The sequence below is a fragment of the Phenylobacterium sp. genome, from assembly GCF_031412415.1.
Classification (GTDB): domain Bacteria; phylum Pseudomonadota; class Alphaproteobacteria; order Caulobacterales; family Caulobacteraceae; genus Phenylobacterium.
In genome coordinates this window covers 1-2,464 of the sequence record NZ_JANOCX010000198.1, presented here as the reverse complement: position 1 = coordinate 2,464, position 2,464 = coordinate 1, and the positions used below count along the sequence as shown (strand labels likewise).

Annotated in this window: 4 protein-coding genes; 2 read left to right on the top strand and 2 right to left on the bottom strand. The window is 72.2% G+C overall.

Annotated elements, in window-relative coordinates; translation table 11 throughout:
- The coding region (locus RMO04_RS09520) for a PEPxxWA-CTERM sorting domain-containing protein (RefSeq protein ID WP_309644543.1) at nucleotides 1-204 on the top strand (204 nt) is incomplete at its 5' end.
- A gap of 58 nt (nucleotides 205-262) precedes the next feature.
- On the opposite strand, the gene RMO04_RS09515 is transcribed toward RMO04_RS09520, so the two are convergent.
- Entirely contained in the window at nucleotides 263-1,021 is a 759-nt protein-coding gene (locus tag RMO04_RS09515; RefSeq protein ID WP_309644542.1) for a type II CAAX prenyl endopeptidase Rce1 family protein, read from the bottom strand.
- A 97-nt stretch (nucleotides 1,022-1,118) separates the two neighbouring features.
- Nucleotides 1,119-1,457, bottom strand: a complete 339-nt coding sequence (locus RMO04_RS09510) for a metalloregulator ArsR/SmtB family transcription factor (protein ID WP_309644541.1) — start codon at nucleotides 1,455-1,457, stop codon at nucleotides 1,119-1,121.
- A gap of 109 nt (nucleotides 1,458-1,566) precedes the next feature.
- Between RMO04_RS09510 and RMO04_RS09505 the strand changes: the two genes are divergently transcribed.
- The gene (locus RMO04_RS09505; RefSeq protein ID WP_309644540.1) at nucleotides 1,567-2,463 is read left to right on the top strand and encodes a DMT family transporter; all 897 of its coding nucleotides are present in this window, start codon (nucleotides 1,567-1,569) and stop codon (nucleotides 2,461-2,463) included.
- Nucleotide 2,464: the final 1 nt, after the last annotated feature.

Here is a 2,464-nt window from a genome sequence, read left to right as displayed (position 1 = left end):
ACCAGCTTCTCAGGCCAGGCCTGGAGCACGGGCACGCTCAATCTCTACTACTGGGACGAGAACGCCGGCGACAACACCGGGTTCGTCACGGCGAGCATCTCCGCGGTTCCCGAGCCGGTGACCTGGACCATGATGATCCTGGGCTTCGGCCTCGCCGGCTCGGCCCTGCGCCGCCGCCGCGCCATGGCTCACGCCGCGGCCTGATCGCCGACCTGCGCGATATCGATGAGGGCGGCGTTCCGGCGCCGCCCTTTTTCGTGGACTAGGCTCGCGCGCGCCGCCGCAACATCACCACCGCCAACAGCGCCATCGCCGGAAACACCAGGCCTCCGGGCGCCGGGAAGAACCACCAGCCTCGCGTCAGATCGAAGCCCAGCCCCGCGCCCAGCAGGCCGGCCAGCAGGATGTTCGGCGCCGCGTGGCCCGCCGCCGCCGCCCACCAGGTCGCCGCCCGCTCGCGCAGCTGGGTGAGAAGTTCGCGATAGATCAGGCACGAGGCGACGAAGGCGGCCAGCATGGCCGGTGACGCGGCCTCCAGGTCGGGGAACAGCCCCACCTTCAACATCGTCGGGATCAGGTGCCAGGCCGCCCAGACCAGGCCCAGGACCAGAACCCCAGCCCGCCGGCCGAACGCCTTGATCGCCAAGGCGAGCCCGCCGCCGGCCCAGCCCAGTTCCTCCAGCACGCTGGTCAGCGCGCTGCCGGCCACCACCGCGGCCAGGCCGGACGGCGCCAGGCCCGGCGCTCGGAAGGCCGCGAGCCCCGAGGCGAAGGCCGGGACCAGGGCTGCCGCCACCACCGCCAGGGTCACGCCGGCCGCCAGGGCGACCTGCCCCCAGCGCGCCTTGAGACCGCGATCGCCCAGGCCGAAGTTCAGCGCCAGTCCCGCGACGCCGGGGCTGAGGATCATGGCCAGCTTGCCCAGATCCACCACCTGCGGATCGCCGCTGGCCATCAGGGCGGCCGGCAAGGCCAGCACCGCCACCACGAAGACGGCGAACTTCACCCAAGCTGTGATCATGACGGTCCTCCCCGACCTGGACCGCATTGGTCACGAGCGAGGCCTCCCCGTCCAGGGACCCGCGTTCTCCCGCGCGCGCGCGGACCGGAACGCCCGGCTAGCTCGGCTCCTGGGCCTCGGCGTAGGCGGCCAGCCGGTCCAGGCCCTCGGCCCAGAAGGTCTCGTATCGCGTCAGCCAGCTCACCGCCTCGCGCATCGGCTCGGCGGTCAGTCGGCAGGCCACCCGCCGGCCGGTCTTGCTGCGGGTGATCAGGCCCGCATCCGACAGCACGTCCAGGTGCTTCATCACCGCTGGCAGCGACATGGAGAACGGCCGGGCCAGTTCGGTGACTGACATGTCCTGCCGCTCGCCCAGTTGCGACAGCAACGCCCGCCGGGTCGGATCCGACAGGGCGGCGAAGGTGCGGTCGAGCTTTGAATCTTGATAGTTAACCATGAAGTTGACGCTCTACGCTCCGGCGCGAGGGAGTCAAGCCGGAGTGACACTTGCACGGCTGCCTTCGCGCGCCCTCGCCAACGGCCGTCGAATGCGGCAGGAGGCGGACATGAAACGCCTCGCCTTCATCGCCCTCGCCCTCGCGGGCGTCTTCTGGGGCCTGGGCTTCCCCTTGGGCAAGCTTGTGCTGCGCGAAACCGACGCCGCCCACATGGTGTTGCTGCGCTTCGCCGTGGCCGCCGTGGTCGCCCTGCCCTTCGCCCTGGCGCGCGCGGAATGCCGGGCCCTGTTCGCCTCCCCCGTCGTCCTGTTGGGCGGCGTTCTCTACGGCGTGGCGTTCCTGGTCCAGTTCGAGGGCCTGGCCTATGTCAGCGTCACCCTGGCCGCCCTGCTGGTCGGCGCCATGCCGGCGCTCATCGCCATCTCCGCCAGGCTGCTGGGCGAGCGGGTCAGCCGCGCTTCCTGGGTGGGCGTCGCCGCCGCGACGCTGGGCGCGGCCTGCATCGCGGGGCGGCCCGACGGCGCGGGTTCGCCGCTGGGCGTGGCCCTGTCGCTGATCGCCCTGTTCATCTTCCTGGCCTGGCTGATCGTCCTTCGCCGCGCGCCCAAGCCGCCGACGCCCATGGCCATTCCCGCCGTGACGGTGATCGTCGCCACCGCGGCGATCCTCCCCATCGCGCTCGTCATGCATGGGCCGCCCGATCTCGACCTGAGCCCCGGCGCCTGGGCCGGGATCATCGGCCAGGGCGTTTTCGCCACCCTGCTCGCCACCGCCGCCTGGCAGTTCGGCGCCGCCCGCGTGGGCGCCGCCAGCGCGGGCGTGTTCATCAATATCGAGCCGCTGATGGGGGCCACCCTGGGCGTGGCCCTGTTCGGCGACCATCTGACCCTGGCTCTGGCGGTCGGCGGCCTGCTGATCATCGCCGGCAGCTTCGCCGTGGTGCTGGGCGAGCGCGGCGCCAAGCCCTCCGACCTCGCCGCCACCCCGCCGCCGACGCCCGGATGAG

Bases quoted from the DNA above. Each gene is read 5' to 3' on its own strand.
- RMO04_RS09515 (WP_309644542.1), bottom strand. From the start codon at position 1,021: ATGATCACAGCTTGGGTGAAGTTCGCCGTCTTCGTGGTGGCGGTGCTG.
- RMO04_RS09505 (WP_309644540.1), top strand. From the start codon at position 1,567: ATGAAACGCCTCGCCTTCATCGCCCTCGCCCTCGCGGGCGTCTTCTGG.
- RMO04_RS09510 (WP_309644541.1), bottom strand. From the start codon at position 1,457: ATGGTTAACTATCAAGATTCAAAGCTCGACCGCACCTTCGCCGCCCTG.